This is a genomic window from uncultured Adlercreutzia sp. (assembly GCA_910585575.1).
GTDB lineage: Bacteria > Actinomycetota > Coriobacteriia > Coriobacteriales > Eggerthellaceae > Adlercreutzia.
Genome location: CAJUFS010000123.1, coordinates 1 through 3,652, shown reverse-complemented (window position 1 = coordinate 3,652; position 3,652 = coordinate 1). Strand labels below are relative to the sequence as shown.

Below are 3,652 nucleotides of genomic sequence, written 5' to 3'. Positions count from 1 at the left end.
CAGCGGAACCGTGACAAGCGAATATCGGCACATACCTGTTCTTCTCACCGAGTGCATCGACGCCCTCGACCTGCCGGATCATCCGGTGTACGTGGACGCCACCCTCGGTTTTGCAGGGCACTCTTTCGAGGCTGCCAAGCAGCTTGGGAAAAACGGCCTGCTCATCGGCATCGATCAGGACGAAGTGGCGCTGACGGCCGCTTCCGAGAAACTGAGGGCGATTCCCGACGAGCACCGTCCCGAACTGGCCTTGTTGCGCGGCAACTTCGGCAACCTCGACGAGCTGCTTCTTTCCTGCGAGATCCCCGGCATCGATGCCATCCTGTTCGATCTGGGTGTCTCGTCAGTGCAAATCGACACGCAATCACGTGGCTTCTCCTTCAAGGAGAATGGCCCACTTGACATGCGGATGGATCCGGGTAATCAAACCCTAACCGCACAAGAGATCGTCAACACCTATAACGCAGCAGATCTCGCTCGGATCATTCGCAGCAACTCGGACGAGAAGTGGGCGAGTCGCATTGCGGACTTCATCGTGAAGGCCCGTGCGGAAGCCCCCTTCGAAGAAAGCGGCCAGTTGGTCGATGTGATTAAAGCGGCGATTCCCGCCTCGGCCCGCCGAGCGGGCGGTCATCCCGCTAAGCGAACCTTCCAGGCTCTTCGGATTGAAGTCAACTCGGAGCTCACCGTCCTGCGGCGCGGGCTGGACGCGGCGGTGCGCTGGCTTAACCCGAATGGCCTGATCGCTGTCATCAGTTACCACTCTTTAGAGGACCGCATTGTGAAGGACACGTTCGCTAGCTACGCGAACCGTTGCACGTGCCCGCCGGATTTGCCGGTGTGCACCTGCGGGAAGAAGCCGATACTCGAGGTGCTCACGCGCAAACCCGTGGTGCCCGCCAAAGAAGAGATAGACCGCAACCCCCGCGCGCGCAGCGCCAAGCTGCGTATCGCGAGAAAGCTCTGAAAAGCCCCGGCTTTCCAGAGAGAAACGCTCTACGAACCCTACAAGCCCGACGACGCGAGTCTCGGGCTTGTGTAGCCTAAAACGCAGACCGAAACGCACCCGAAGGAGGAGACCGTGAGCGCATCGTCGTACTACCGCGCATCGTCCTACGGCCGCTCCTCCGCGGCCGCGCCGTCGCGCACGGCCGCCCGCTCGGCCCGCTCGAGTGCGGCCAGCTATCGCGGCGCGCGCTATGTGCCGACGGCCACGGCCGAGGTGCTGCCCGATTTCAATCCCGAGCCGCGCATTGCGGTCGTTCCCGGCCAGGGACGCCGAGCCGAGTCCGCGGGGCTGTCCGAAGGCGTGCTCATGGCCGCCAAGGTGCTGGCCGCTGTGGCTGTGGCTTTGGCGCTCATCGCCATTGTGCGCGTGACCATTGCGTCGGCTTCGGCGGCCTGCGCTCTGGAGACGCGGGAGATTTCCCAGAACATCGAGTCGGCGCGTTCCGAGGGGAACGACCTTGAAGTGGCCCAGAGCGTGCTCTCCAATCCGGCGCGCATTCGCGCCCAGGCCGAGTCCATGGGCATGGCGGCTCCCACGGCCGAATTCACCGACCAGATCATTCTCGACGACGACGTCGTTGCCACCGATGAGGCGGGCAACTTGTCGCTGTCGGCCAGTGCCGCTGTGGTGGCGTCCCAGGGGGCGGCCGCATGAGCCGGCGCTCCTCTTCCTACCAGAGCCGCTCTTCGCGCAGCCACGGCACCGCTCGCGGTGCCTCGTCGCGTTCGCGTCAGGAGCGTCAGCGCTTCTCGGCCGCCTCATCGCGCTCGCGCACGTCGCGCAGCGGCGTGGCCGCCTGGGAGGCGCCGTCGGTATCGGGCCGCGCCCGCGTGCTGCTGATGTGCTTTGCGGCCTTGGCGGCCGTTTTCTTTCTTCGACTCGTGTTTCTGCAGGTAATCATGGCCGATCAGTATTCGGCCATGGCCGAGGAGTCCCGCACTATCAGCTTCGAGACCACGCCACGCCGCGGCACCATCTATGATCGCAACGGCATTGTTCTGGCCACCAGTGTGGACGCTACCACCATCTATGCGAATCCCGTCGAGGTAACCGACGCGGCCCGCGAGGCCTACGAGCTCGCCCGCATCTTGGGGGGCGACGCTGCCGATTACCAGGAGCTGCTGAGCACGCCCAGCACCACCTTCGTCTACGTGAAACGCCAGGCCGATGTGGACGAGGCCGATAAGGTGAAAGAGCTCAAGCTCGACGGCATCTACTTCATCGCCGACACGCGCCGCGAGTACCCCCACGGCTCCGTGGGCGGCCAGGTGGTGGGCTTCTGCAACACCGATGGCGAGGGCATTACCGGCCTCGAGCTGCAGTACAACGACATTTTGGCGGGCACGCCCGGCGTCTACGTGGCCGAGCGCGGCGAGCAGGGTTTCCCCATCCCGGGCGGGGTCAAGGAGGAAACGCCGGCGGTGAACGGCCAGGACATCATGATCTCCCTGGACATCAAGCTGCAGGACACCGTCGAGCGCGCCCTGAAGGAGGGCGTGAAGGACCTCGGCACCGATGAGGGCAGCTCGATTGTCATGGATGCCGCGACGGGCGAGATCTATGCGGCCTGCTCGCTGCCTTACATGAACCCGGCGAAGATGGAGAAGTCGGAGGTAGGCTCCGAGCAGGTGAAGGCCATCACCCAGGCCTACGAGCCCGGCTCCACCTTTAAGTCGGTGTCGGCCATGGGTATTCTGGAGAGCAAGTTCATGGGGCCCGAATCCACCATGTTCTGCCCGAGCACCATCTCGGCCGACGACTACGACGTATCGGACTCCCACGAGCGCGAAGGGGCCACCTACTCGCTGCGCGAGATTCTGAACCACTCCTCGAATGTAGGCATCTCGCTGGCCAGCGATGCCGCCGGCTTCGACAAGTTGGACGATGCCATCCACCGCTACCACTTCACTGAGCAAACGGGGGTCGATTACCCCGGGGAAGCGGCGGGCACCGTGCTCGACTTCGACCACTGGAGCAAGATCGCCGGCTACAACATCAGTTTCGGCCAGGGCATTGCGGTCACGCCTTTGCAGATGACGCGCTTCTACGCCACGGTGCTCAACGATGGCGTCATGTGCACGCCGCACTTCCTTATCTCGAAGCCGCAGAGCGGGGAAGTGCCCGAGTACGCCACCGAGCAGGTGACGGAAGACGAGGAGGCGCTTGCCAACATGCGCTCCATGCTGCGCTCGGTCGTCACCGACGGTACCGGCGTGGCGGCAGCCACCGACCTTGCGGGCTTCGAGGTGTGCGGCAAGACATCGACGGCGGAAATCGCTTCGGAGGAAGGCGGCTATAAGCAGGGCGTATACAATCTTGGTTTCTGCGGTTTCATTGACAACTCGTCGAGCAATTTAGTTTGTTTTGTAGGAGCCAACGAGGTTGAGGGCATGAGGCAGACCACCCAAATCTTTAACGATATAATGGCCAGTGCGGTAAAGCAGTACAACATCACCACATCGTAAAGGGACGTGTCACCTATGACCAAAACCTGTGCTGAACTGTTCCAGGGCATGGAATGCACCATTATCGGCAACCCCGACGAGAAGGTAACGGGACTGGCGTTTCGCAGCGACCAGGTGCAGCCCGGCGATATGTTCTTCTGCATCGTGGGCAACGTGGTGGACGGCCACAGCTTCGCCC

The 3,652-nt window shown here is 62.9% G+C and carries 3 protein-coding genes; all 3 read left to right on the top strand.

Annotated features, from left to right (window positions below; genetic code table 11):
• Window positions 1-10 precede the first annotated feature (10 nt).
• The 3 genes from rsmH (at window position 11) to QZ307_RS10905 (ending at window position 3,474) form a co-directional block, all read left to right on the top strand.
• Window positions 11-967 carry a 16S rRNA (cytosine(1402)-N(4))-methyltransferase RsmH gene (gene rsmH, locus QZ307_RS10915; protein ID WP_295999743.1) on the top strand — a complete coding sequence of 319 codons (957 nt, stop codon included), beginning with the start codon at window positions 11-13 and terminating at the stop codon, window positions 965-967.
• 114 nt (window positions 968-1,081) lie between these two features.
• Window positions 1,082-1,663 (top strand): cell division protein FtsL, encoded by a 582-nt coding sequence (locus tag QZ307_RS10910; RefSeq protein ID WP_295999742.1) that lies wholly within the window; start codon window positions 1,082-1,084, stop codon window positions 1,661-1,663.
• Complete coding sequence (locus QZ307_RS10905; protein WP_295999740.1) at window positions 1,660-3,474, top strand: penicillin-binding protein 2; 1,815 nt, start codon at window positions 1,660-1,662, stop codon at window positions 3,472-3,474. The genes QZ307_RS10910 and QZ307_RS10905 overlap by 4 nt, the downstream gene beginning before the upstream one ends.
• The last annotated feature ends 178 nt before the right edge of the window (window positions 3,475-3,652 follow it).